This window comes from Brevibacillus composti, assembly GCF_016406105.1.
GTDB classification, from domain to species: domain Bacteria; phylum Bacillota; class Bacilli; order Brevibacillales; family Brevibacillaceae; genus Brevibacillus; species Brevibacillus composti.
In genome coordinates, this window is the sequence record NZ_CP066308.1 from 122,565 (window position 1) to 147,206 (window position 24,642).

Sequence of the window (24,642 nt, forward strand, 5' to 3'; positions counted from 1 at the left end):
AGAGGATGAGACTGGACAAGTATCTCAAAGTATCGCGTCTGATCAAGCGGCGGACATTGGCAAAAGAAGTATGCGATCAGAGCCGGGTGCACATCAACGATCGTCCGGCAAAGGCGTCCAGCAGCGTGAAAATCGGCGATACGCTCGCCATCCGCTTCGGCCAGAAGATCGTTACGGTCAAAGTGGAGGACATCAAGGAAAATCCGCGCAAGGAAGAGGCGGCTTCGCTCTACTCGGTGATCGGCGAAGTGCCGGTGCCGCGCGATGAAAAAGAGGAAAACGAATATCTCAAGGGAGTGTAGCCTGCAAGGGGGCTGCCATTTCCCGGAAAAGAGGGGTGTCTGGCAAAACAGATGCCCTTCTTTTTTAGGTGCCAGTATTTGACAAAGATTCTCCTCACTCCGTATAGTTAGATGAGGAAAGAAGGATTTGTCGGACAAAGGGATGAGATTGTGGGAAAAATCATGTTGTTTTCACTGTTGTGGTGGATCGTGGGCAACCCGTTTGTAGCGCTGCTGATCCTCCTGATTATTCTGTACGTGCTGGATCTTCGCTTCGTCCGCCTGCTGCCCGATGTGACCAAACCGTTTCGGCGCAATCGCCGAATCGCCGCATTGCGCCGCGAGCTGAGCGTAAACAAGCATGATACTGGTGCCAAGGTAGAGCTGGCCCGCTTGCTGATGGAAAAAGGGGACTATCCGGGTGCTCTGTCCTACCTCGATGAAGTGGCGCCGGTCATGGAAGACTCAGCGGAGGTCATCAGCGACCGCGGGATCAGCCTCTTGAAGACCGGCCGCTTGGAAGAAGGGGAAGAGCTGCTGCAAAAAGCGCTGAAGATCAACCCGCGGGTAAAATACGGCGAGCCTTATCTCCGGCTGGGCGAGGCCTATGCCAAGCAGAATCAGACGGAAAAAGCACTGGCCTATCTGCAGGAGCTGGCGGGGATGCAGACCTCTTCGGCAGAGGTGTACTACAAGCTGGGCGAACTCTACATGCAGATGGGGCAGACAGAAAAAGCCCGCGAGGCTTATCGGGAAGCGCTGGACGTATACCGGGCGCTGCCCAAATACAAGCGGCGGACGGAGAGGCGCTGGGCCTTGCTGTCGTGGCCGAAAAGCAAAGGGTAGAGACGCGTTAAGCCGAACTGTCCCTGCATCGATTTGTCATACCTGACTGCCCTGGGCCGGCAGTCTTTTTTTTTTTCGAAAAAAACGATGGTGAGCGGGGGATTTGACGCGAGCAGGAGGAGCGGTCTTTCGGGCACGAAATCGTTACCTATTTGTAACGATTTTCCCCCATGCATTTCCTATGATGAAGGGAGTTGCATGGAAAAGGAGGCCTTTGTAATGCACAAAAGCGCAAAAAAAGGACTGGCTGCGCTGATGGCGGCCACAGTTCTGACAGCACCGTTAGCCATGAGCCCGATGCAGGCGTATGCCTTGTCGATTTATGATGTATCTGCGGACGATACCGATGTGGATGAAGAAACCGAATATACAATCGAGTTTGAAATTGAAGAGGATTTGCGCAGAGGGGATACGATCACCATCAGCTTTCCTTCCCAGTATTCGCTGAAAAAAGTAAAGTCATCCGACGTGGATTTGAGGGACGGCAAGAGCAAGCGCCTCTCGATTGATGATGTGAAAATCAGCACGCGCTATGTGGAGATTACGGTGGATGAGCGCATCAAAGCGGATACGGAGCTCATAGTGACCATCGACCGCGTCGTCAACCCCTCCAAGTCCGGCGATTACTCGATCGGGGTCGAAACCTCCAATGAACGAAACAGGACGGAAGAGATCGAAATCGGCGGACGCAGCTCGTCCGGCGGCAGCAGCTCCAAAAACATCACGATCAGCCAGAGCGATTATGAGGAGGGCTCCGAGACCTCGGTTACCATCGGAAGATTCGATTTGGGCGGATCGGATAAGCTGAGACAAGGAAAATACATTTACGTCGATTTCCCGCACCGGGACATGCTGCCCAGTAAAATCAGCGCCTCAGACGTAAAGATTAACGGCACGCGTGCCTCCGCGGTCTCGATTACCGGCAACACCCGCGTCCGGATCGAAATACCGAGAGGCGTAGACGGGGACAAGTACATCAAGTTGGAGTTCGATTCCTCGGCAGGGATCAAAAACCCGCCACCGGGAACCAAGTATACCTACGCCGTTTCCTATGAGAACCGCGATTATGAAACCAAGACCTTTGAGGTCAAATCGGCAAAGACAAAAGAATTTGACGTGAGGCTCTCTGACAAGGGAGTCGGGGCGCGCAGCAGCTACAGCTTTGACGTCAGCCTCACAGAGAGAGTCTACGCCAACGCGCTAGTGACGATCGAATTCCCGCGCAGCGAAATGGTTCCGCCGGTCCTGTCCAATCTCGATGTGAAGGTAAACGGGCACCATGTCGCCAACCTGGGAGCGAATGGCAGCAAGGTGTCATTCCGTACGCCGAGCGGATTTGGCAACAGCAACAAGCTGAACATCGAGTTCGGGTACGATGCTTTCCTGAGGAATCCAAATGCGCCGGGCAGCTATCAGATCACCGTGGATGTGGAGGGCCGAAAATACCGCTCCAACACCTATGAGATCACCGGAGCGCCGCTGACGCCCACTCCTCCGGTAACGCCCGTGCCCGTCGATAACAGCACGGCTACGCTTGCGCTGAGCAAGACCGTTCCACAGGCTGTGACAGGGATGCAGGTCGGCATCAAGTCGCTGGGCGTGCCGCTGGTCCGCAACCGCGATTTCATCGAGATCGTCATGCCGGTTGGATTCCGCGTGCCAGCCTACATTGCTCCACAGGCCGTCACTGTCAACGGGGCCGCCTCGGCCTTTGTCGGGGTACGGGGACAAAACCTGATAATCATGCCGTCCCAGGACATCCCGGCGAAGACGGCTGTAAACATTAACCTGCTGGAGTCGGCAGGCGTCACGACACCTGCGGCGGGAGGGGTTTACAGCATCGCAGTCTACTCTTCCGAAGAACCGGGGCTGTTGTTTGCCCGTCCGGTCAACGTCGTTCCGCCGAATGCGGTCACCTTCCAGGCCAGCGTCGGTTCCTTTATGAAGGGAGGACAGCGCGTTGCCTTGCCGGCGGCTCCGTTTGCCGTCAATGGACACACGCTCATGCCCGCCTCTTTCTTCCGCGACGGGCTGGGAGTTTCGACGACATTCACCAATACGACGGCGCGAATCGTCGGCAACGGCAAAACGATCCAATTCCGCGTCGGCTCCAATATCGCGACGCTGAACGGCAAGAATGTCACATTGCCGACCGCCGTCCAAGCGAGAAACAACGTGCCGGTTGTGCCTCTCCGCTTTGTGCTTGAGCAGTTGGGCTACAAGATCTCCTACAACAACGGCAGCTACGCGGTATTCAAATAAGAATCCATCCACAAGTCAGCTGATGCAAAGACGGACATACACGAACCAGGACAAGGGAGCATTTCTCGGTGAAAACCGGGAGATGCTCCCTTTCTCTTTCCCTGAATGGAAGGGAGCCCCGACCTTTTTCGAACCGGACAAATTGTTCTAAAAGGACATCCCCCTCCATATTTATGGTACAAGAACGGGTACGTGAGGAGGACAAAGAGATGAACGACCATGTGAAACGTCCGCGCCACGAAGTCGTGATGATCAATCGGCGGAGCTTGGCGATTTCCGGAGTAAAAAACGTCGAGAGCTTTGATAGCGAGGAATTTTTGCTGGAAACAGAAGGCGGTTTTTTAACCATCCGGGGGCAGAATCTGCATATGAAAAACCTGAGCTTGGAGACGGGCGAAGTGGCGATTGAGGGATTGGTACATGACATGGCCTACCTGGAGCAAGGGCAGGCCGCTGACCGGTCGAGAGGATTCTTCGGGAAGTTATTCAAGTGAGCATCTCCGTTCAATTCCAGACCGTCATGGCCATGACAGCATGCGGCGCTTTGCTGGGGATGGGATTTGACACGTATCACGTATTGACGAGAAGAGGAAGGATCCCCTCCTGGCTCGCCTTCATCCTGGACATCTTGTTCTGGGTGGGCAGTATGGGGCTGGTATTCTGGATCCTCATCCAGGTGAACGACGGAATTGTCCGTTTCCCCATTTTTCTGGGCATGCTGTTCGGCGCGTGGGTGTATTTTGTCATAGGTAGTAAGAAGTATGTCCAATTCCTTCATGCCGTGATAAAATTTTTGCGATGGTTATATCGAACCATAGTACGGTTGATCAACATCCTGATTATCCGTCCCGTCTTGTTTTTGTATCAGCTGATTGTCATGCTGGTTACGTTTTTGGCGGGAATCGTCATGACGATTCTCGGTTTTTTCTGGAAGATGCTTCGGTGGATCTCGTCTCCTTTTGCCAGATGGGGTCAGCATTTGGGGAAAAGAATATACAAGAGTTGGGCAGGAATCTGGGGTTCTTGGAAGAAGTGGTTATTCTCAGGAAAGAAGCAGAAGTAACTCTTATCGAGGTGGCAAACATTGAAAACCGTCCCCCCCTCTCAAATGAATAATCGAAAAGGACAAAAGCGAAGAATTCGCCTTGTTCTCTTCTTTGTTCTTTGCGTGTTTGTCTGGACTGGCTATACCCTATATTTGCAAAGCGGGGTTCTGGCGGAAAAGAAGGCAGAACTCAATGCGCTGAAGCAGGAGATGGCTATCGTCCAGAAGGAACAGGCGGAGCTTACCTATAAAGCGAGCCGTCTCTACGATCAGGAATACGTGGCCGAACTGGCAAGGAAGCAATTCTTTTATACAAAGCCGGGCGAAAGCATATACGTGATCCCGGAGAAATAAGAGATCGGGGATATCTTCACCAGAGGGAGGCCTTTCACGTCCATGGGAGTTGAAGTCGGGAGCAAACTGGAAGGGAAAGTGACAGGCATCACGAAATTCGGTGCTTTCGTGGAGTTGCCCGGAGGAGAAACGGGGCTTGTCCACATCAGTGAGATTGCAGCGACTTATGTGAAAGATATTCACGAGCATTTGAAGCTCGGGGACAAGGTGACCGTCATCGTGCTCAATATCCGTGACGGCAAGATCGGCCTCTCGATCAAAAAGGCCCAGGAAAGGGAGCGGCCGTCTCGCCCTCATCAACGGGAGCGGACCGAAGGATTTGAAGAGAAGCTGAATCGGTTTATCAAAGAGAGTGAAGACCGGCAGACATCCCTGCGCAAGAAGAGGGACAAGAGGGGAAGAAGCCGCTGAGAGCGGAAAAGTTAGAGTATTTTGATTTTTCTTTCTTATGGAAATGCGCAATTTGACGAGAAAAACAGGAAGGGCATTTTAAGATTATGACGAATGTATATGACAAGCCCGTTTCGCTAAGCGCGAATCACCTGTCAGCCGACGTAGACCGCCAAGACGTCGGTTTTTTTTTGTCTTTGGAAGGAAAATGCGCCGCTTCCGTCGGGCAAATGGGCGGAAGGGCCGTTTTTTGTCCAAACACGGCAATGATTTTGTCGCACGATTCTAGGAATACACTTTGGTTTTTTGACAAAATTTACATCCCCCCCTTCGTATAATGGTAACCACATTGATACGTAACGGGGTGGTGTAACGTCATGATCAGTAAGAACATAACCGATACCGGCCACGTCTGGGCACGCCGCGTCTCCGAGCAGTGGGACGCCTCGACGGGAAGCTGGGGAGAGCGCATCGCAGAGACAGCGGAGAAATGGAAGCTGCTGCCGTTTTTGATGGGGTTTTTACTGGGACGAGCCTTGATCCTCGAGGAGCTGACTCCTTTTATCGTTCCGTATTTCATGGTGATGTACTACCTGCGCAAGGATACCGTAGTGGCTTGCGGACTTGCCCTCATCCTCGGTGCCTTTACGCATACGGTTCCGATGGGCTTGCAGGCTGTGATGAGCGTGGTGCTGGCACTCGCTGTCTGCAAGTGGAGCGAGCGTCTGCGGCGCAAGGATTTCTCGCGTACGCCGCTGCTGGTGTTGTTCACCGTCTTTGCCAGCCATTTGTTGTTTGATACCATCACGAATCAAGTCTCGACCTATTCGCTCGTCATGGTGGCGGTGGAGGCCATTCTCAGCTTCGTCCTGACGCTGATTTTCATCCAGTCGCTCTCCATCATTCATCTGGCAAAGCCGTATGAGCCGCTGAAAAATGAAGAGATCGTCTCTCTTGTCATCTTGCTGGCCTCCCTGATGACCGGCACTGTCGACTGGTCGATCGAGGGATTGTCGATGGAGAATGTCCTCTCCCGCTACCTGCTTCTCTTGTTTGCCTTTACCGGCGGAGGGACGATTGGCGCGGCCGTGGGGGTCGTCACGGGTTTGATCCTCAGTCTGGCCAATGTCAGTGCGCTGATGCAGATCAATCTGCTGGCATTTTCCGGTCTTCTGGCCGGATTGCTGAAGGAAGGCGGCAAAGTGGGCGTATCCGCGGGATTGCTCATCGGCACGGCGATTCTCGCGATTTACGGCGGGGCGGAAGAGACCCTGTATCTGTCGCTGATCGAGACCGGACTGGCGATCGTCCTGTTTTTGCTGACGCCTGCGAGCGTGTGGAAGAATGTCTCCCGGTTCATTCCCGGCACGCCGGAAAATCTGCAATCCCATCAGGCGTACATGCGCCGGGTGCGGGATGTGACAGCCGGAAAGATTCAGCAGTTCTCCGAGCTGTTCGTCCAATTGTCGCGCAGCTTTGCGCAGACGGCCGACGCGGATGAACCGGAGCAGCAGACCGATGCCTTTTTGAGTCGGGTGACCGAATTTACCTGCCAGCGCTGCTGGAAAAGGGAGCAGTGCTGGGAGCGAGATACAGAGGCCATCTATCAGGGGATGATCTGGCTGGCGGAGAAAGTGCAGGAGTCCGGCTCGCTAAGCGGGGTGACGCCGCCCCGCGACTGGGAGCGAAAGTGCATCAAGGCAGAAAAAGTCATGACGATCATGGAGCAGGAGTATGATCGCCAGCAATCCTTTGATATCCTGCGAAAGCAAGTGAAGGAAAGCCGCAGGTTGGTGGCCGATCAGCTCTCCGGCGTCTCCCGGGTGATGAGCGATTTCGCCCGTGAGATCCAGCGGGAAGGGATGGAGCTGAGCCTGCAGGAAAAGCAAGTGTCGCAGGCCTTGGAGGGTCTTGGCCTGTCCGTCCGGCGCGTGGAGATCCACAATCTGGAGGAGGGCAAGGTCGATATCGAGATCAGCCAGCCCAGCTGCTATGGCCGGGATGAATGCGCCAAGATCGTGGCGCCGATGTTGACGGAGATTTTGGGGGAAAATATCGTGGTCAAAGAGCGTCACTGTGAGGCGCAAAAGGATGGGACCTGCACGATGTGCCTGGCTTCGGCAAAGACCTTTGAGATCGAGATCGGCGTCGCCGGAGCGGCCAAGGACGGAAAGCTGCTCTCCGGTGACAGCTTCCGCACGATGGATCTGGGAAATGGCAAGATGGCGCTGGCGATCAGCGACGGGATGGGAAATGGCGAGAGGGCCTATCTGGAGAGCCAGTCGGCACTCGACATGCTGCAGCAGCTGCTGCGCTCCGGTCTCGACGAAAAGCTGTCGATCAAGACGGTCAATTCGGTGCTGGCCCTGCGGTCGACGGATGAGATGTTTGCCACCGTAGATTTGGCGCTGGTGGACCTGCAGACGGCCCATACCCGGTTCGTAAAAATCGGATCGACACCCAGCTTCGTCAAGCGGGGGACAGATGTCATTACCATTACGGCAAATAACCTTCCCGTCGGCATTCTGGAGGAGATCGAAGTAGACGTGATCTCCCGCACGCTCAAACCGGGCGATCTGTTGATCATGATGTCCGATGGGATCTACGAGGCACCGCGGCATATCGAGAACCGTCAGGCGTGGATGAAGCGGATTTTGTCCGAGCTGGAGACCGACGATCCGCAGGAAGTGGCTGATCTTTTGTTGGAGCGGGTCATCCGGCAGCATTCCGGGCAGATTGTCGACGATATGACGGTGCTGGTAGCGAGAATCGACAGATTTATTCCGCAATGGTCGGCGATCCAGGTGCACGGAATGCCCAAGCTGGAGCGGCCGAGAATCGTCAGTTGAAATATGGTGAGAGAGGCAGCCTTTATGCGTAAAGGCTGCTTTTTGTTTGGAAGTTTGGCCGCAGCGAAAAAGATATGCCTTGAATGGAAATGAAGGATTTTTAAATATTACCTGATTGATTTTGACCATTTTTGATTGTTTGTGACTGTTTTATCGTTTATAATCAGAAGCAATCAAGACCTATTCTTTTTCTTCTCTCTTGAGTGTGAAAGGAGATCATCATGCTTACGCCCGAACGACATCAACTGATTTTGAGCATGCTTAAGGAAAAAGGAGTCGCGCGCATCCAGGAACTGGTGGAGCAGACCGGCGCATCGGAATCCACGGTCAGACGAGACTTGATCGAGCTGGAGGAAAAGCGGTTGGTAAAGCGTGTCCACGGGGGAGCCGCTTGGCCGCAAAACAAAATTGAAGAGCCTTCGATTCAGGAGAAATCCGTAAAATACGCCCAGCAAAAAATTGCAATTGCCCGGTATGCGGCCAGTCTAATCGAGGAGCATGATTCCATTTTTATCGATGCCGGCACGACGACCAGCCAAATGCTGCCCTTTATCCCGCATGACCAGATCGTCGTGGTGACCAACGGCGTCGACATCGCCCTGGAGCTGAGCAAAAGAAAGATCAAGACGATCCTGCTCGGGGGCGAATTGAAAGCGGCTACATTGTCGTTGGTTGGACCCGATGCCTTAAAAACGATTAGCCAGTACCGCTTCGACAAATGCTTTCTCGGCATGAACGGCGTCGACGGCGAGCACGGACTGACGACGCCGGACCCGGACGAGGCATACGTCAAGCAGCTGGCGCTTCAATATTCGGACGCACGCTATGTCTTGTGCGATTCGACCAAGTTCTCCCGGGTTACCTTTGCCAAGGTGGGGGAGCTGGACCAGGTGACCGTGATTACCGATGACGGCTTGGATGCGGAACAGAACAGCTATTACGCCATACGGACACAACTAAAAGTGGTGAAAGCATGATCTACACAGTAACGTTGAATCCATCGATCGACTACCATATCTGGCTGGACGCCTGGAGAGAAGGAGAGATTCAACAGGCAAAAAAGGAACGGAAAGTGGCCGGAGGCAAGGGCATCAATGTATCGAAGGTGCTGGGCATCCTCGGCATGGAGAGCAGGGCGCTGGGGTTTGCCGGCGGATTTACGGGCGCGTTTATCCGGCAAGAGCTGGAGCAGGAAGGGATCGTTCATCAGTTTATTCAGCTGGAACAGGAGTCCCGGATCAATCTCAAGATCAAAGCCCAGAGTGAAACCGACATCAGCGGCGTGCCGCCGCATATTCCGCCGGAAGCGCTGGCTGCGCTCTCCCGTCAGCTGGATCAACTGACAGCCGATGACGTGCTGGTGCTGGCCGGCAGTTTGCCTCCTGGCGTGCCAGAGCATTTCTACCAGTCCATCCTGAAGCGGCTCGGTCCCAGGGGCGTGCGGGTTTTTCTGGACGCGAGCGGAAAGGCACTGGCTGACAGCTTGCCGGAGCGCCCCTTTCTCATCAAGCCCAATCACCACGAGCTGGGGGAACTGTACGGAGTTGCCATCTCCACGCCGCAGGAGGCGATCATCTACGGAAAAAAAGCATGGGAGGCCGGCGCGCGTCATGTCATTGTCTCCATGGCGGGGCAGGGCGCGGTGCTCGTCAGCGATCACGGCGTATATACAGCCGACATCCCGAGACAGGCTCCGGTTAACTCGATCGGCGCAGGCGATTCCGTGGTGGCCGGATTCTTGTACGCGCTCCTGCAGGGACAGGAGATCGAGGAGGCCTTTCGCTTCGCCATCGCGACCGGCAGTGCGACCGCGCTGTCGGAAGGTTTTTGCACACGAGAGAAAATTGGCGAGCTTATTCCGAGGATTACGATCACAAAGGTGGAAGGATAAGGGGGAACGCATATGTCAACTCGCATCCGCATTGGCGATTTGCTGCGAGAGGAGACGATCATTCTTTCCCTTGCGGCTCAGACGAAGGAAGCCGCTCTGGACGAACTGATCGACAAACTGGATCAAACGGGACGCCTGCACAGCAAGGAGGAGCTGAAAAAGGCGATTCTCGCCCGCGAGGCACTGGGTTCCACCGGCATCGGCGAAGGGATCGCGATCCCGCATGCCAAATCGGCCGCAGTGAAAACGCCCAGCATCGCATTTGGCTTTTCCCGAGAGGGCATCGACTTCGACTCGCTGGACAACCAGAAGGCCCATCTGTTTTTCATGATTGCCGCCACGGACCATGCGAATCAGGCTCATCTCGAGACGCTGGCCCTGCTCTCCGAGATGCTGATGGACGAATCTTTCCGCCGGCAGCTGATGACAGTGGAGTCGGCGGCCGAGCTGCTTCGGATCATAACTGCCAAAGAGCTGGAGATCCGTCAGGCCGAAGAGGGAGAAGCCGGGAACCAAGAAAATGAAGGAGCGCCAACCGAAACGCCAACCGGCGCGACGGTCGTCGCCGTGACAGCCTGTCCGACGGGCATTGCCCACACCTATATGGCTGCAGACGCGCTCAAGAAAAAAGCGGAAGAAATGGGCATCACCCTCAAAGTGGAGACCAACGGCTCCAGCGGCGTGAAAAACCGGCTGACGCCGGAGGAAATCGAGGCCGCCAGCGCGGTGATCGTGGCAGCCGACAAACAGGTGGAAATGGAGCGCTTTGTCGGCAAAGTGGTGATCGAGGTCCCGGTAGCCGAAGGGATCCGCCAGCCGGAGGCGCTGCTGAACCGGGCGGTGAAGCAGGAAGGAAAAAGGTACCAGGGCAAAGGCGGACAGACGCAAAAGGCGGGGGAATCTGCCGAGGGCGACGGGTCCCATCCGTTTGCTTTTTACAAGCATCTGATGAACGGCGTCTCCAATATGCTGCCGTTCGTCGTCGGCGGCGGGATTATCATCGCGCTCAGCTTTATGTTTGGCATCAAGGCATTTGAACCAAATGACCCGAGTTTTCACCCGCTCGCTAAAGCGTTGATGGACATCGGCAGCGGGAGTGCCTTTGCGCTGATGATCCCGGTGCTGGCCGGCTTTATTGCCATGAGCATCGCGGATCGTCCCGGTTTTGCCCCGGGAATGGTGGGCGGGATGCTGGCGGCTTCGAGCGGCTCCGGATTTTTGGGCGGGCTGATCGCCGGATTTTTGGCCGGTTATCTGGTACTGGGGCTAAAAAAGGCCTTGTCCAAATTGCCCCCCTCCCTGGACAGCCTGAAACCGGTTCTGCTCTATCCGCTCTTCGGGATCTTGTTGACAGGCCTCGTCATGGTATTCGTCATCTCCGAACCGCTGGCGGCTGTCAACACGGCGCTCACGGGCTGGCTGAAAAATATGAACCAGGGCAATGCGATTATTCTCGGCGCGGTATTGGGCGCCATGATGGCCTTTGATATGGGCGGGCCGTTTAACAAAGCGGCATTTACCTTTGGGATCGCGATGATCGCGGAAGGCAACCTCGGACCGCATGCGGCGATCATGGCGGCCGGGATGACCCCGCCGCTCGGACTGGCGCTGGCCACGACGCTGTTCAAGAAAAAGTTCACCCAGGAGGAGAAACAGGCCGGGAAAACGGCTTATCTGCTGGGAGCATCCTTTATTACCGAAGGAGCGATTCCGTTTGCCGCCGCAGACCCGACCCGCGTCATTCCTTCCACCATGCTGGGATCGGCTGTAGCCGGCGGCTTGTCGATGTTCTTCGGCTGTACGCTGCCGGCGCCGCATGGTGGGGTCTTCGTACTCCCCGTGATCGGCAACGCGGGGATGTACATCGTGGCGATCCTGACAGGAACGGTCGTCACGGCACTGATGGTCAACCTGTTAAAAAAGGAAGCGGTCAACTAAACTTCGAGGAGTGGAAAACATCATGCTAACAAAAGCTTTCATCATCAAAAATCCAAGCGGACTGCATGCGCGTCCAGCTTCCCTGTTCGTTCAAAAGGCGACATCCTATCCTTGCAACATCCACGTCATCAAAGGGAGCAAAAAGGTAAACGGGAAGAGCATCATGGGTCTGATGACGCTGGGTGCGGCCTGGGCCGCTTGGCCAAGGAGGCCACTGTCACCAGAGACGGAAAGCGTGTGGAGCTGGCAGCCAATATCGGCAACCCGCAGGAAGCGGGCCAGGCCGCAGCCAGCGGGGCCGAGGCGATTGGCCTGTTCCGAACGGAATTTCTCTATATGGGACGGGACCAGTTTCCCTCAGAAGAGGAGCAGTTTGAAGCCTATAAGGCGGCCGCCGAGGCGATGGAAGAAAGACCGGTCGTCATACGAACACTGGACATCGGCGGGGACAAAGAGCTCGCCTACCTCTCGTTGCCCAAAGAGCTGAACCCGTTTCTCGGCTATCGTGCGATTCGTCTCTGCCTGGACCGGCCCGAGCTGTTCAAGACACAGCTGCGGGCATTGCTGCGGGCCAGCACGTATGGAAACATCAAGATCATGTATCCGATGATTGCCACGCTTGGCGAGTTGCGCAGAGCAAACCAGTTGCTTGAGGAAGCAAAAGCGGAACTGCGCAGCAAACATCTGCCTTATAATGAAGAATTGCAAGTCGGCATCATGATCGAGGTGCCGGCGGCGGCAATGATTGCGGATCAGCTGGCCCGGGAAGTTGACTTTTTCAGCATCGGGACGAACGATCTGATTCAGTATATGATGGCTGCCGACCGGATGAATGAGCAGGTCTCCTATCTGTACGATCCCTTTCACCCGGCCGTGCTGCGGATGATCAGACAGGTGATCGAAGCTGCCCATCAGGCGGGCAAATGGGTGGGGATGTGCGGCGAAATGGCGGGCGAGGAGCTGGCCGTTCCGATCCTGCTCGGCCTCGGCCTGGATGAGTTCAGCATGAGCGCCGCCTCCATCCTCCGCACGCGCCATCTAATGAAGAGGCTGGATACCACGGAGATGAAGGCAGTAGCCCAGCATGCGCTGACGCTCGAAAGCGGTCAGGAAATCAGGGCCTATATAAAGGAACAAGTCCTTCAGAAGCTGTAAGCGGGCAGCGAGAAAAAGGGATTTTGCCATAGACCGAAAGGGGATTGCGCTGTGGACCGGAAGTCCCTGCCGCAATCCTTTTGGTATGTTTCTTCCCCAGCCTGTCGATACTGGTTAGCAAATACAGGAAGGCAGAATGGGGAGATGAATCGTGAAAGAAGCAACCTTGCGACAAATACTGGTAGTGACGGACGGCTGCTCCAACTCTGGATTGAGTCCTGTCGCGGCCGCCACATTGGCCCGTGAACAGGGGATTACGGTAAATGTCATCGGCGTGATCGAGAAGGGTGACATGGGAGAGCAGGGTACGAAGGAAATTCGCGAGATGGCGGAAGCGGGGGGCGGCTTGTTTGACATCGTCTATCCCCAGCAGCTGGCGCAAACCGTGCAAATGCTGACGCGGCAAGCGATGACGCGAACTATCCATCAAGTGGTGAGCAAGGAATTGAAAGAGATTTTGGGCGATTCTGCCATGGAGGGCTTGGCGCCGGAAAAGCGGGTCCAGGTGGCGGGCATGGTAGATGAGCTGGGCGAAAACAGCCGGCTGGACGTCGTCATGCTCGTCGACTCCTCCGGCAGTATGAAACCAAAGCTCTCAGCCGTCCAGCAAGCCATTCATGATTTCAGCATCAGCCTTCGCTCGCGGCGGGGAAAAAGCCGAATGGCTGTTTGTTCATTTCCTGGGAAACAAACACATCTGGATGTCCGCATCCCGTGGACAGAAGAAGTGGAGCAGGCTCATCAGCTCAGCTCTGATCTCCAGATGAGCGGGATTACCCCTACAGGCCCGGCCATCGTAGAGGCGATTGCCCTGTTTGACCATGTCCGGCTCCCTGCGAACCTGCAAGATCGCTACGGGTATGACGAGAAAGAAGACAGGGGCGATCTGAGAGACCATGTCTTCTAATCGGGCGATTCCCAGCCTGCCCCGCCAATTTCAGGGCAGATGGAACAAACAGACGTATCACGTCCTGCGGGAGCTGGGACGAGGTGCAAACGGGGCCGTCTACCTGGCCTCTCAGAACGGGGTCAAACGCGCTGTCAAGATCGGTGCGGAAGGCATGGATATTCTCATGGAGGTAAACGTGCTGAAGCAGCTGCAACAGGAGCGTGACCCGCGGGCAGCCGTGGCTCCGCTCCTCTGCGACGTGGATGACCTGATAATCAATGGCCGCAGCTGTACCTTTTACGCGATGGAGTATGTAGACGGCGAGCAGCTGGACCAGTATGTGCGGCAGGCAGGCTCCGATTGGGTGCCTGTTCTGGTCATCCAGCTGTTGTCCCGGCTCTCGGTCTTGCATCGGCACGGCTGGGTATTTGGCGATCTCAAACCGGAGAATGTGATGGTGACGCGCTCCGATAATCAAGCCAGACTGATTGATTTTGGAGGTGTCACCAAAATCGGCAATGCCGTCCGGCAATTTACCGAGGAGTATGATCGGGCAGCCTGGCACGCGGGCGACCGGCGGGCAGGAGTGGACTACGACCTGTTCTCCCTGGCGGTGATGACCGTCCGCCTCGCTGTCAGCCCGGAAGTTTGGAAGAGTTGTCAATTGGACAGACGTCATACCGGCCTGCTCTGTGATATAATACGGAACAACGACAGCCTTTATCCGTATCGGATTCCGCTGGTCAAGGCTTTTCACGGCAAATATGCTTCGGCGGACGAGATGAAGGAAGAGATGATGGCCATCGTACAAAAGCGTGCGATTGGCTCACGGTCAAAAAAGGCGGCAGGCTCCGGAGCCTCAGGCATATGGATTGGCGGGTTGTTTGTCGCATCCATGCTGCTTTTGGCCGGAACCTTGTATTATGCATGGATGATGTGAAGGGTGTGACAGTCTGTGTCCGCAGATCTGGTTATGGATACGTGCCTGCTCGCAGGTGAAATTATGTTGAAAAACGGCGGGGAGACGTATCGAACCGAAGAGACGATGTCGTTGATCGCCAGGGCAGCCGGTATGGACTCGGTGAACAGCTCGGCGACCCCGACCAGCATTATTTTGTCTTTTCGTTCGAATGGACAGGATCATACACGGATGGTCCGTACGCCGAGCCGGACGATTAACCTGAACAAGGTCACACTGGCCAATGACGTTTCGCGCCGGTTTGTTTCCGGCAGCATTACGCTTGTCGAAGCCTATCGCTTGTTTCAACAGATCGATCAGGGAAAACCGGTCTATCCCAAATGGCTGCAGCATATAGCGGCTGGCATTGCCAGTGGCTCTTTTTCCATGCTCGCCGGGGGGTCCTGGCTGGATCTGATCCCTTCGGTGTTGGCGGGTCTCACCGTCAACCTCAGTCTGCAATTTTTCGAATTGTTCCTACGGATGAAGTTTTTTACGGAATTCATGTCCGCCTTGCTCGGGGGATTGTTTGCGCTGCTGTGCGTGACGCTCTTCCCGCAGCTGCACTTCAGCATTCTGATCATCGGTGCGATGCTCCCGCTGTTTCCGGGGATTGCGATCACCAATTCGCTCCGCGACCTGATTGCCGGAGATTTGGTCGCCGGCGTCTCCCGCGGAGCCGAAGCTCTTTTGACAGCTCTCTCGGTTGCCGTCGCGACAGCGATTACCCTGTGGTTCATGAGGTGAAAAGCAGATGCTCTTGTTAAAAGGATTAGGACTTAGTCTTTTGTCCTCGATGGCCTGGGGATTGCTGTTTAACGTGCCGGTCCGAACGCTTTTGGCTTGCGGCTTCGCGGGGGTGACCGGATGGCTGATTTACTTTATTCTGCCTCACTTCGGGGCGGAGGTGATCTTGTCCACGTTTGCAGCGGCCACGTCCGTCTCTGTCCTGAGCCAGATCTTGTCCATCTGGCTGCGCGTGCCCTCCACCAATTTCAGTGTCGCCGGCATTATCCCGCTGGTTCCGGGGTCTCTGGCCTACAAAGCGATGCTCGCCTTCGTCAATGGAGAATATATGAATGGAATTACGCTCGCGATGCAGACCGCGATGGTCGCCGGAGCGATCGCTTCGGGGCTGATTCTGGGCATTTCGGTATTGACCATCTGGAGGGGAGCTCGCCATGCTCGAAAGCGTGCGCACTAATATCGAACAGCATCGACTGTTGGAGCCTGGCGCTTCCATCGTCGTCGGGCTTTCCGGGGGAAACGACTCCACGGCTCTTTTGCATATCTTGTGGGCTCTCAATTCACACTATCAATACGGATGGACCCTGCATGCCGTACATCTCAACCACGGCTTTCGCGGGGAGGAAGCGCGGGAGGACGCTCGCTATGCAAAAGAGCTGTGTGCCTCGCTCGGCGTCGCCTTTCATCTATACGAGCGCGACATTCCTGAGGTGATGAAACAGACCGGGATGGGACCGCAGGAGGCCAGCCGGGCCGTCCGGTATGCGATCTTCGAGCAGGTGGCGCGCGAGGTCGGAGCTTCGCGGATCGCGGTAGCGCACCACGCCGATGACCAGATCGAGACGATTTTGTTTCGGCTGATCCGGGGGACGCGCTTGTCCGGACTGGCAGGCATGCCTGACCGCCGCTGGCTGGTGGAAGGCGAGATCGAGCTGGTGCGGCCGCTGCTGCCGGTCAGCCGGGCCGAGCTGGAACGCTATTGCCGGGAGCATGGACTGGCGCCCCGCGAGGACAGCAGCAACCTTTCGCGAAAATACGCCCGCAACCTGATCAGGCTCGAAGTGATGCCGCTGCTTCGCCAGATCAACGAACGATACGGCGAGCATATCCTTTCCCTGTCCGCGTCCGTTCGGGAGGATGAAGCGTACCTGCAAAAACTGAGCAGGGAACAGCTGGAAGAGTCTGTGATCAGGCAAAAAAAAGGCGATATAACCATCGACAGGAACAAGTTTCAAAGTTGTGACGTTGCTTTACAAAGGAGAATGATTACTCTAATATTAAATTATCTCTCAAGGCAAATCGAATGGTCTTCGCTTCATGTGGAGGCCGTTTTGCACATGATAGAGGGAAGTCGTCCGTCCGCCGAAATGAATCTTCCCGGCGGTGTATCCGCCGCCCGAGAATACGGGCAGGTCCGCTTTCGGCTGGATGGCCAGACGCGACATCGTCAGTGTTTCTGCTACAGGCTCGCGGTTCCGGGAATCACGCTTGTTCCGGAAAGCGGAGCATCAGTACATACGTATTATCGAGACGGCCCCATCGATTGGGAGAAGCTTCCCGATGACACAGCGGTATTTGATGCCGATCGACTTCCCGGGCCTTTATGTATTCGCAGTCGCAAGCCGGGTGACCGCATGCCCTTATGGGGAACAGCAGGGAGCAAAAAGCTGAAGGACCTGCTGATAGACGCCAAGGTTCCGCAGAGGTGGAGGGACAGATTGCCGATCCTGACCGCAGGAGAGCAGGTCATCTGGGTTCCGGGCATCCGCCGATCTGCCGTGGCGCCAGTGGATCAGGGCACGAAGCGGGTTTTGTATGTGGAAGTGGAGTTTGGAGAAGAGTGGCGGGAGGTTTTAAAGTGAATCAAGACATCAAGGAGATTTTGCTCACCGAAGAACAGATTGCAGGAAAGGTCAAGGAGCTGGGAGCGCTCCTGAGCGATGAATATCGGGATAAAAATCCGCTCGTGATCTGCGTGCTGAAGGGAGCGGTTATCTTTATGGCCGATCTGCTTCGTCACATGGACATTCCCTGCGAGATGGACTTCATGGCTGTATCCAGCTACGGGAGCGGGATGGAGTCTTCAGGAATGGTCAAAATCCTGAAGGATCTCGACGCCTCCGTGGAAGGCCGGCATGTTCTCGTCGTGGAGGATATCATGGACAGCGGACTGACGCTGAGCCGGCTGATGGAGCTGTTGCGCCATCGCAGGGCTGCGACAGTAAAAGTCGTGACGCTTCTGAACAAGCCCGAGCGCCGAAAGGTAAACATTTCGCCGGACTACAGCGGGTTTACCATTCCGGACGAATTTGTGGTGGGCTACGGTCTTGACTACGCCGAGAAATATCGCAATTTGCCGTTTATCGGCGTGCTGAAGCCGGAAGTATACTCCAGCTAGGTTTGTTGTGAAGTGGCAGTTTCTTATGGTAAAATGTGAAAAGTGTCTGTTCGTGAGAGGAGGTAAGGAATGAATCGCTTTTTTCGAAATACTGGGTTCTACCTACTAATCTTTCTTGTCACGGTCGGGATCGTGAATTTTATCCTCTCCGGTACTGATAAGGTTGGGAAACTTACATATCAGGAATTCCGGGTACACCTGCTGACCGACAATGTATCTGAGCTGACGCTGCGCCCTGAGGGCGGCACCTATCGGGTGGACGGCGTTTTGGCAACGGCAGGTCCGGGACAGGAAACCAAGTTTGTAACAAATGTACCGCTGTACGAATCGGATATTATCAAGCTGGTCAACGAGAAGATCGACGCGCAAAAAATGAAGCGAGTGGAGGTTGCCCCGCAAGAGGGGAACAGCATCTGGCTTACATTCCTGACCTCGATCATTCCGTTCATCATCATCTTTATCCTGTTTTTCTTTTTGTTAAATCAAGCCCAGGGCGGCGGCAGCCGAGTCATGAACTTCGGGAAGAGCCGTGCGAAGCTGTATAACGAAGAGAAAAAACGCGTTACCTTCGACGATGTAGCAGGAGCGGACGAAGAGAAGGCGGAGCTGGAGGAAGTCGTCGAATTCCTGAAAGACCCGCGCAAATTCTCCGCAGTGGGCGCTCGGATTCCGAAGGGTGTCCTGCTGGTGGGTCCTCCTGGTACCGGTAAAACCTTGCTGGCGCGTGCGGTTGCCGGTGAAGCGGGGGTACCGTTCTTCAGCATTTCCGGTTCTGATTTCGTGGAGATGTTCGTCGGGGTGGGTGCGTCCCGCGTGCGTGACTTGTTTGAAAACGCCAAGAAAAACGCTCCTTGCATTATCTTTATCGACGAGATTGACGCAGTAGGTCGCCAGCGCGGAGCTGGTCTCGGCGGCGGCCATGACGAACGCGAGCAAACACTGAACCAATTGCTTGTCGAAATGGATGGCTTCGGCGGCAATGAAGGAATTATTATCGTCGCGGCGACGAACCGCCCAGACATTTTGGACCCGGCGCTCTTGCGTCCAGGACGTTTTGACCGTCAAATCACAGTAGACCGCCCTGACATCAAGGGACGTGAAGCTGTACTGAAGGTCCATGCCCGCAACAAGCCGCTGGGCGAAGACGTGAAGCTGGATGTCATCGCACGCGGTACCTCGGGCTTCACCGGAGCGGATCTGGAGAACCTGCTGAACGAAGCGGCGCTCCTCACTGCCCGTAAAAACAAGAAACAGATCAACATGACAGAGGTGGACGAAGCGATCGACCGCGTCATCGCCGGTCCCGCCAAGAAGTCTCGCGTGGTGAGCGAGGATGAAAGACGTCTGGTCGCCTACCATGAGGCTGGTCATGTGATCATCGGATACCACCTCAGAAATGCAGAAATGGTACATAAGGTAACCATCATCCCGCGCGGTCAAGCGGGCGGATACACCGTGATGCTGCCGAAGGAAGACCGTTTCTTTGCAACCAAAACCGATTTGCTCGACAAGATTACCGGCCTGCTTGGCGGACGCGTAGCGGAAGAGCTGGTGCTGGGAGATATCAGTACCGGTGCGCATAACGACTTCCAGCGCGCGACAGCCATCGCCCGCAGCATGATCACGGAGTACGGCATGAGCCGTCTGGGGCCGATGCAGTTTGGCCGCAATCAAGGCCAGGTGTTCCTCGGCCGCGATATCGGACACGAGCGCAACTACTCCGAACAGATTGCCTATGAGATCGACCAGGAAATGCAGAGCATCATCACGGAGTGCTACGACAGGTGTAAGGAATTGCTGATCAAGCACCGTGATCAACTGGAGCTGATCGCGCAGACCCTGCTTGAGGTAGAGACGCTTGATGCGGATCAGATCAAGCAGCTGATCGAAAATGGCAAGCTGGATCCTCAGCCGGCGACCAAGGATGTCGTGGTAAATATCCAGTCAAAAAAGGAAGAAGCGACGATGAGTGAAGCGGCTGCTCCTGCAGGTGAGGAAGCAGAAAGCACGCAAGCGAGCAAGGTTGACGCTAATGAAACGACCGAGCCTGCGAACACGGAATCGACTGACGCTGATCCGAATAACGACGAGAAGAAACAATAAAAGAGCGCCTTCGGGTGCTCTTTTTTGCAAGTGTATCTGATTTGCCATTACGATATTGAATAACCCAGGCGAATGGGGTACATTGAAGGGGGAAGCCCCGCTAACAAATTGGCAATAAGGTGCAGGAGGATAAAAGCCTGCGCTTTTCTTTTAAGCGAAGGAGGAGATAGCCTTGTTTTCCCAACTGCGCCTGGCTGCGTTTGATATGGATGGCACCTTGCTGAATGAGCAGTCACAGATGACGGAGGCCACAAAGGAGGCTTGTCGATTGCTTCGCGAGAGCGGCTGCAAGCTGGTGATTTCGACGGGAAGGACCTACAAGTCTGCTTGCCTGCCAATCGACGGTTTTCCTTTTGACGGCTATGTATGCAGCAACGGCGCAACCGTGCATGATGCAAACGGGGCTACGGTTCAGGAAACCAGTTTGCCGGCGGACATGATTCAGCAAGCTTTGCATACACTAAGGCAAATCCCTCTGTATTATGAGCTCCACGATACAGAGAGCAATCGCTGGATGGTTCAGGAAGACAGGGAACGCATTGAGCTGTTAATCCAAGACGATACGTCGATCGAAGGACTTTCCCTGAGACGATTCGCCTTTTACGAGTGGGCACGCGTTACGCCCTTCGCAGAATTGATGGAGCGGATCAAGACCGGCGAGACGCGGGTCGTCAAGCTGTTCTTCTGGCATCCCATCCCGGATGAGCTGTTATCTGTTCGGCAAAAGCTGGAGCAGTGGAGCGGGGAAGCGGAAATCACGTCATCCGGCCGGCATAACATCGAAGTCATCCCGAAGGGTGTCTCCAAATGGGAAGGACTTGCGTATTTCTGTAAAAAATGGGGGCTGTCACCGGAGCAGGTGATGATGTTCGGCGACGCGGAGAATGATAGGGAAGCCCTGTCGCAGGCAGGCTTTCCGGTCGTGATGGACAATGCGGCTCCGGCGGTCAAAGAGCTGGCCCGGTTTATCGCGCCTCATCACGACGAGGACGGTGTGGCGCAGTTTATCCGACAGCATATCCTCGCAGGTGGGTAAAAGAAGCAGCTTCTCCAGCGACTATACATTGACAAGCAAGTGGGATGGGCTTACAATGGCCCTAAATTATGACATCTAGGTAGGGGGATATATCAGATGGAAGCCTTGGCGTTAGAAAAAAAGGCCCAGCGGAACGCTGAATTACGCGAACGGCTTATGCAGTTGAAGAAAGAACGCAATGCCATCATCCTGGCTCACTTTTATCAGAGACCAGAAATTCAGGAAGTGGCTGACTATATTGGAGATTCCTTTGGTTTGGCTCAGAAGGCAAAAGAGACAGATGCGGATGTAATTCTGTTCTGCGGCGTTCACTTTATGGGGGAAAGTGCAAAAATTCTCAATCCCCAAAAGAAAGTGATCATCCCGGATGAACGAGCCGGTTGTCCCATGGCTGACATGGTCAACGTAGAGGGACTCCGCAAGCTGAAAGCGCAGCACCCAAATGCGAAGGTCGTCGCCTATATCAATACTTCGGCGGATGTGAAAGCGGAAACCTATATCTGCTGTACGTCTTCCAATGCGAAGCGCGTGATTGAATCGATCGACAGCGACGAGATCATCTGGGTGCCGGACAAAAACCTGGGGCATTATGTCTCCCAGTTTACCGACAAGAAAATGATCATCTGGGAAGGGTATTGCAACACCCATGACCAGCTGTCCGTGCAGGATATCATGAGCCTGAAAGCGCAGTATCCCCATGCCGAGGTCGTCGTTCACCCCGAATGCCGTCCGGAAGTAGTGGCGCTCGCCGATTTCGTCGGTTCCACGACAGGGATTCTGAAATACTGCCGTGAATCCTCTCACAAGGAGTTCATCATCGGTACGGAAGACGGCACGCGCTACATGCTGGAAAAGGACAGCCCGGACAAAACGTTCATTTTTGCCTCCAAGTACCTGGTCTGCCCGAATATGAAGGTAAACAACCTGAAAAAATGCGTGGAAGCGCTGGAAAACATGAAGCCGGAGATTTACGTGCCCGAAGATGTGGCTGACAAGGCCCGCGCGTCCCTGGAGCGGATGCTCGCGGTCGCTCCTGCGTAACAAGCGAATGGCTATCGAGAAAAACCTGCCTCTCTCTCCCATACGGGATCGGGGCAGGTTTTTTTAGGTGCTGGTCGTCCGGCTCATGTCTTTTCGCCGGTATACACGGAGGACGAGAGCGAGCAGGGCCATCTGGGAGACAAACGGGGTACCGCCGTAGCTGAAGCGTGAAATTTCGTGACTTTTGGATGGGTTCCCCCTGTTTTCCGCACAGATTCTTGCAAAGAATAATTTGGGTGCAAATGGAGGAAACGTATCTCCGCCAAAAGGCGTCATCGTAGGTAAGGAAACGCACGAATTTGGGAAAAAGTGTATGCGTGCTTTTTTACATTTTGTAAACACATTTGCTCCCGCGCTTTTTATAATGAGAACATACATAATACGTGAACCTGAGGGGAAGGCAGACAGAAAATGAATAACCTGCAGCGAGAGGCATTAGCAGCATGTGTGCAAACAGCTCGGGGAGGTGGCGGGCATGCCTAAGCCGATCATGGGAAAGGGCCGCTATATGGCGGGTCTGGATGGGCTTAGGGCATTGGCGGTCTTGGCCGTGGTGGCCTATCATCTCCAATTTGAGTGGATACCGGGAGGACTTCTGGGTGTCGGCGTATTCTTTGTATTGTCCGGTTATCTGATTACCGATCTGCTTGTCATGGAGTGGAAACGAAACGGGCGGATCGATCTCGCTGATTTTTGGCTCAGGCGGGCGCGGCGGTTGCTTCCGGCGATGTTTGTCCTGCTCGCAGCCGTGATCGCTTGGCTTTTGATCAGGGAGCCCTCCCGGCTGATCGCGATCAGGGAGGAGCTGCTTGCCAGCTTGTTGTACGTGAGTAATTGGTGGCTAATCTTTCACGAGGTCTCTTATTTTGAGAGTTTTGGACCGCCTTCTCCCTTGGGCCACTTCTGGTCGCTGGCTGTGGAGGAGCAGTTTTATCTGCTCTGGCCGCTGCTGCTAATGGCCGGGATACGCCTTTTCCGAAAGCGGGGTATGCTGTTTGCCGTAACCACGGGAGCAGCGCTGCTATCCGCATGCCTGATGGTGCTGCTATACGAGCCGGGTGTGGACCCGAGCCGCGTCTACTACGGCACGGATACGCGGGCATTCGGGCTGTTGATCGGGGCCGCACTGGCGATGGTATGGCCGAGTGCCAAACTGTCAGACCGCGTATCCCCCCGGGGACGGTGGAGTCTCGATCTGGTTGGAGCTGTAGGAATGGCCATTCTGTTAGGGATGTTTTGGAAGATCAATGAATACGATCCTTTTCTCTATCAAGGCGGGTTCGTAATCCTATCGCTGGTGACGGCGATCGTCGTGGCTGTGCTGGCCCACCCCGCCACTCGGCTGGGCAAATTCATGGGGGCCGCTCCCTTTCGCTGGATCGGCCTGCGCTCTTACGGCATCTACCTCTGGCATTATCCGGTGATCGTGCTCACCAGTCCAGCGGTGAATACGAGCGGGGTGAATCTGTCTCTCTCGCTGATGCAGCTGGCGGCAAGCGTCATCCTCGCAGATCTCTCCTGGAGGTTCGTGGAGGAGCCGATTCGCCGCGGCACATGGAAGCGGCTGTGGGAGCGGGTGAGACCGGGCCAGGGGAGAAGAAGCCGTGCCGCTTGGCTCACTACGGCCGCAGCGGCAGTAATCGGCCTGGTCTTTGCCGGCATGAGCCAGCTCTACCCCATCGCCACAGCCAGTACGTATACGGATGACGATGGACCGGATCACCCGTCAGGAAATCATCCGGCTACAGAGCAAGCATCGCGTCAGGAGCAGCATCAGGGAGCAAGCCGTGCGGGTGAAATGCCGCCGGGAGCAAACGGAGCGACCGACCCTGCGGGACCGGCCGGAACGCCCGGCGCATCTGGTCCCGCCGGCGCATCTCATCAAACAACCGGCTCAACATCCGCCACAGCCGGAACGGCCGTGCGCGGGAGCGGAAAGGGAATCACCGTGATCGGGGATTCGGTGATGCTCGGGGCAGAGCCGTCCCTGAAAGAAATGCTGCCGGGAATTACGATCGACGGAAAGATCGGCAGACAGTGGTCACACGCTTTGGAAATCATAAAGCGCTTGAAAGCGGAAGGAAAGCTGGGCCAAACGGTCGTGCTGGAGTTGGGCTCCAACGGCCCCTTCACGGTAAAACAGATGGATGCGATCCTGGAGGCACTGGGAGAGAAACGGCAGATCATCCTGGTGAATACCCGCGTCCCCAGGCCATGGGAAAGGGAAGTAAATGCGGGACTCAAGCAGAGGGCAGACAGTTCGAAGGCGATATCGCTGATCGATTGGTACGGCGCCAGCACCGGCAAGGATCACTACTTCGCAAAAGACGGTGTCCACTTGACCGTCGAAGGAGCCAAGGCCTATGCGGATCTGTTAACGAGCGGCATCCTGTCGCGAATGCAAGACCACTAAAGAGAATAAGCCCCCTTCCAACGGACAGCCGGAAGGGGGCTTTTTG

Annotated in this window: 21 protein-coding genes and 2 pseudogenes; all 23 read left to right on the plus strand. The window is 55.3% G+C overall.

The features are described from left to right. Positions 1–5: 5 nt before the first annotated feature. The 23 genes and pseudogenes from JD108_RS00715 to JD108_RS00825 all read left to right on the plus strand — a co-directional run bounded on the left by JD108_RS00715 (position 6) and on the right by JD108_RS00825 (position 24,596). On the plus strand, positions 6–302 hold the full coding sequence (locus tag JD108_RS00715) for an RNA-binding S4 domain-containing protein (RefSeq protein ID WP_198828142.1): 297 nt from the start codon (positions 6–8) through the stop codon (positions 300–302). A gap of 150 nt (positions 303–452) precedes the next feature. Then, complete coding sequence (locus JD108_RS00720; RefSeq protein ID WP_198828143.1) at positions 453–1,127, plus strand: tetratricopeptide repeat protein; 675 nt, start codon at positions 453–455, stop codon at positions 1,125–1,127. Positions 1,128–1,346: 219 nt separating this feature from the next. Next, on the plus strand, positions 1,347–3,389 hold the full coding sequence (locus tag JD108_RS00725) for a copper amine oxidase N-terminal domain-containing protein (RefSeq protein WP_198828144.1): 2,043 nt from the start codon (positions 1,347–1,349) through the stop codon (positions 3,387–3,389). Positions 3,390–3,598: 209 nt separating this feature from the next. Then, positions 3,599–3,883 (plus strand): sporulation protein YabP, encoded by a 285-nt coding sequence (gene yabP / locus JD108_RS00730; RefSeq protein ID WP_198828145.1) that lies wholly within the window; start codon positions 3,599–3,601, stop codon positions 3,881–3,883. After that, a complete protein-coding gene (gene yabQ, locus JD108_RS00735) occupies positions 3,880–4,452 on the plus strand; it encodes a spore cortex biosynthesis protein YabQ (RefSeq protein WP_198828146.1) in 573 nt (190 codons plus the stop codon). The genes yabP and yabQ overlap by 4 nt, the downstream gene beginning before the upstream one ends. 21 nt (positions 4,453–4,473) lie before the next feature. Then, positions 4,474–4,788 (plus strand): FtsB family cell division protein, encoded by a 315-nt coding sequence (locus JD108_RS00740; RefSeq protein ID WP_228728254.1) that lies wholly within the window; start codon positions 4,474–4,476, stop codon positions 4,786–4,788. A 42-nt stretch (positions 4,789–4,830) separates the two neighbouring features. Continuing rightward, a complete protein-coding gene (locus JD108_RS00745; RefSeq protein WP_198828147.1) occupies positions 4,831–5,199 on the plus strand; it encodes a S1 RNA-binding domain-containing protein in 369 nt (122 codons plus the stop codon). Positions 5,200–5,555: 356 nt separating this feature from the next. Next, positions 5,556–8,027, plus strand: coding sequence for a stage II sporulation protein E (spoIIE, locus tag JD108_RS00750; RefSeq protein ID WP_198828148.1), 2,472 nt, complete (start codon positions 5,556–5,558; stop codon positions 8,025–8,027). A gap of 221 nt (positions 8,028–8,248) precedes the next feature. Continuing rightward, positions 8,249–9,004, plus strand: coding sequence for a DeoR/GlpR family DNA-binding transcription regulator (locus JD108_RS00755; protein WP_198828149.1), 756 nt, complete (start codon positions 8,249–8,251; stop codon positions 9,002–9,004). Then, complete coding sequence (pfkB, locus tag JD108_RS00760) at positions 9,001–9,918, plus strand: 1-phosphofructokinase (RefSeq protein ID WP_198828150.1); 918 nt, start codon at positions 9,001–9,003, stop codon at positions 9,916–9,918. Before JD108_RS00755 ends, pfkB begins: the two co-directional genes overlap by 4 nt. Positions 9,919–9,930: 12 nt before the next feature. Continuing rightward, complete coding sequence (locus JD108_RS00765; RefSeq protein WP_198828151.1) at positions 9,931–11,856, plus strand: PTS fructose transporter subunit IIABC; 1,926 nt, start codon at positions 9,931–9,933, stop codon at positions 11,854–11,856. A 22-nt stretch (positions 11,857–11,878) separates the two neighbouring features. After that, a pseudogene (locus JD108_RS22520) lies at positions 11,879–11,986 on the plus strand (HPr family phosphocarrier protein); the annotation flags it as partial. Between the two features lie 65 nt (positions 11,987–12,051). Further along, positions 12,052–13,011: pseudogene (gene ptsP / locus JD108_RS00775) on the plus strand (phosphoenolpyruvate--protein phosphotransferase); the annotation flags it as partial. A gap of 151 nt (positions 13,012–13,162) precedes the next feature. Next, positions 13,163–13,918, plus strand: a complete 756-nt coding sequence (locus tag JD108_RS00780; RefSeq protein WP_198828152.1) for a VWA domain-containing protein — start codon at positions 13,163–13,165, stop codon at positions 13,916–13,918. Continuing rightward, on the plus strand, positions 13,908–14,840 hold the full coding sequence (locus JD108_RS00785; RefSeq protein WP_198828153.1) for a serine/threonine protein kinase: 933 nt from the start codon (positions 13,908–13,910) through the stop codon (positions 14,838–14,840). The genes JD108_RS00780 and JD108_RS00785 overlap by 11 nt, the downstream gene beginning before the upstream one ends. A 15-nt stretch (positions 14,841–14,855) precedes the next feature. After that, entirely contained in the window at positions 14,856–15,605 is a 750-nt protein-coding gene (locus JD108_RS00790; RefSeq protein WP_198828154.1) for a threonine/serine exporter family protein, read from the plus strand. 7 nt (positions 15,606–15,612) lie between these two features. Beyond that, on the plus strand, positions 15,613–16,062 hold the full coding sequence (locus JD108_RS00795) for a threonine/serine exporter family protein (RefSeq protein ID WP_198828155.1): 450 nt from the start codon (positions 15,613–15,615) through the stop codon (positions 16,060–16,062). Beyond that, positions 16,040–17,467 carry a tRNA lysidine(34) synthetase TilS gene (gene tilS, locus JD108_RS00800; protein WP_198828156.1) on the plus strand — a complete coding sequence of 476 codons (1,428 nt, stop codon included), beginning with the start codon at positions 16,040–16,042 and terminating at the stop codon, positions 17,465–17,467. Before JD108_RS00795 ends, tilS begins: the two co-directional genes overlap by 23 nt. Beyond that, a complete protein-coding gene (gene hpt / locus JD108_RS00805) occupies positions 17,464–18,003 on the plus strand; it encodes a hypoxanthine phosphoribosyltransferase (protein ID WP_198828157.1) in 540 nt (179 codons plus the stop codon). Before tilS ends, hpt begins: the two co-directional genes overlap by 4 nt. A 69-nt stretch (positions 18,004–18,072) precedes the next feature. Then, on the plus strand, positions 18,073–20,106 hold the full coding sequence (ftsH, locus tag JD108_RS00810) for an ATP-dependent zinc metalloprotease FtsH (RefSeq protein WP_198828158.1): 2,034 nt from the start codon (positions 18,073–18,075) through the stop codon (positions 20,104–20,106). Positions 20,107–20,278: 172 nt separating this feature from the next. Continuing rightward, a complete protein-coding gene (locus tag JD108_RS00815) occupies positions 20,279–21,142 on the plus strand; it encodes an HAD family hydrolase (RefSeq protein WP_228728255.1) in 864 nt (287 codons plus the stop codon). A gap of 96 nt (positions 21,143–21,238) precedes the next feature. Further along, a complete protein-coding gene (gene nadA, locus JD108_RS00820; protein ID WP_198828159.1) occupies positions 21,239–22,183 on the plus strand; it encodes a quinolinate synthase NadA in 945 nt (314 codons plus the stop codon). Between the two features lie 475 nt (positions 22,184–22,658). After that, the gene (locus tag JD108_RS00825) at positions 22,659–24,596 is read left to right on the plus strand and encodes an acyltransferase family protein (RefSeq protein WP_198828160.1); all 1,938 of its coding nucleotides are present in this window, start codon (positions 22,659–22,661) and stop codon (positions 24,594–24,596) included. The last annotated feature ends 46 nt before the right edge of the window (positions 24,597–24,642 follow it).